At 65.8% G+C, this 1,970-nt stretch carries 1 protein-coding gene and 1 pseudogene; one reads left to right on the top strand and one right to left on the bottom strand.

The window, feature by feature from the left end:
- Positions 1-276 precede the first annotated feature (276 nt).
- A pseudogene (locus ACIQU6_RS44580) lies at positions 277-447 on the top strand (transposase); the annotation flags it as partial.
- A gap of 145 nt (positions 448-592) precedes the next feature.
- Here ACIQU6_RS44580 and ACIQU6_RS44575 read toward each other — a convergent pair.
- Positions 593-1,970, bottom strand: a 1,378-nt coding sequence (locus tag ACIQU6_RS44575) for an IS1634 family transposase (protein ID WP_403488432.1), incomplete at its 5' end; no start/stop codon positions are given.

The following is a 1,970-nucleotide window of genomic DNA, read 5'->3' as shown; positions in this document are numbered from 1 at the left end:
AACAGACACCCAGCCGGCAAACACCCCGTCGGAAAACAAAGCAAAACAGACACTGCCAAGATCACTTCAAACCGGCAGGCAGCATAAACGCCAAGCTCAGCTCAGGGCGCATTGCGCGATAATCGGAATAAACTATGACAGGCATCACTTCGGCTGTCAAGGTGACTGATCTTGACCCGGTTGGGTGCTGTCAAGCCTGATGGTGCGTCAGGCGATCAAGAAAAATTCCGCCGCGGGACGAGGGGCCTTTACCCGAGGCCGGGAAGTTAAGGGATCCCGGCAGCAGCCGACCGCTGGACCTGGCTCGTTCTTGCCGCCTATACCCAACTCCGCCTCGCCCGCCCCCTGGCGGAAGATCTCCGCAAGCCCTGGGAACGCCCGGCGAAGCCGGGCCGTCTCACCCCAGCCCGCGTCCGCCGAGGATTTCGCCGCCTCCGCCAGAAAGCGCCGAGGCTGTCGCACAACTCCCTCCTGTCGGTCCCGGGTTCGACATAATTCGGCGGCCTAGAGAGTCGAAAGTGGGGTCTGACCTGCGGGAACATGACTGTGGCCGTCTGGAGGGCGTGTCTCTAGGCGGTGGTGTTCTTGCTGGTCAGCGCGGTGCGGGCTGAAGGCCGGCGATCTGCTTGGGGGTGGGGATCTGTAGCTTGGCGAGCAGGTCCTGTTGGGGCTTGGTGGGGGTGCTGACCTGCTGGAACGTGCCGGTGGGGCCGGTGAAGGTGCCCAGGTGGAGGCGGTCGAGTTCGCGGCGGATGTTGGGCCAGGTGTCGCCGGTGGTGGTCTCGGCGATGCGGATGAGTAGGAGCGCGAGCCAGCACAGCAGGACGTGGGCGCGGATGCGTTCCTCGAGGCGGTGGTAGACCGGTCGCAGGTCGATGACCTGCTTCATGTCCCGCCAGCCGCGTTCGACTTCCAGGAGGGCCTTGTAGCCGAGCGCTATGTCCTCGGCGGAGAGTTTGGGGTCGGAGGATCGCAGCAGGTACTTGCCGTCGAGCCTCTCCTCGGTCTTGATCCTGGCGGTGTCGACACGGAGCTTGCCGGCGGGGGTGGTGCGCAGGTAGCGGTTCAGTCCGGGCTTGTTGGCGATCTTGCCGCGCAGTTCGCCGCGCTTGAAGTCACTGAGCTTGTCGGTGTCGGCGATCAGCTCTTGGAGCTGGGCGAGGAGTTGCTCGCGCAGGTGGTGGTCGCGGTCGGCGGCCTCGGGGTTGTGGCAGATGACGAACCGTTCGGTGTCGCTGATCCGCACCTCCTTGACGCGCAGGTTGCCGGCGATGTCCTGGTAACGGCCTTGCCGGGATAGGGCTTGCCTGACCTCGGGGGATGTGGTGCGGAGCTTCTCGCCGATGATGTAGGCGTCGGTGCCGCTGCGCAGGTAGCGGCGGTTGGCTTCGGAGGAGAAACCCCGGTCGGCCACCCACACGATCTTGGAGAGGGTCCAGTCCCGCATGTCGTCCTTGACCTGCCGGATCAGGCTCTGGTCGGAGGCATTGCCGGGCCATGACCAGACGCGGACCGGGATGCCGTCGCGGGTGACGGCCATGCCGATCACGATCTGCGGCAGGTCGTCGCGGGAGTCCTTCGACTTGCCGTACGTGCGGAACCCGGCCGGCTTGGCCGCGTCCCTGCGGTCCTGGTCCTCGTCGCCGTCGCCGGCGTTGTCCCGGCGGGGGCCCTTGTCGTCGCGGGCGACGGGCTCGTCCGGCTCCTCCAGCTCGAAATAGGTACTGGTGGTGTCGAAGAACAGCAGGTCCACCTCCAGGTTCAGCAGGTGCGCGACCTCGTCAAAGACCTGCTTCTCCACGTCGTCGGTCACCTCGTGGAGCCAGTCCATCGCCCGGTAGCAGGACTGCTCGCCGGCCTCGGGCAACGAGTCGGTGTGCACATCCTGGGTGATCCACTCGGCGGCGGCGAGCTTGGAGGAGGGGGCCAGTGCGCGGTTGGCGACCAGAGCGAACAGCACCCGCTCGGTC

Source organism: Streptomyces sp. NPDC090442, assembly GCF_044769405.1.
GTDB lineage: Bacteria > Actinomycetota > Actinomycetes > Streptomycetales > Streptomycetaceae > Streptomyces.
The sequence above is the reverse complement of the archived record's forward strand: the minus strand, read 5'-3'. Positions and strand labels throughout refer to the sequence as shown.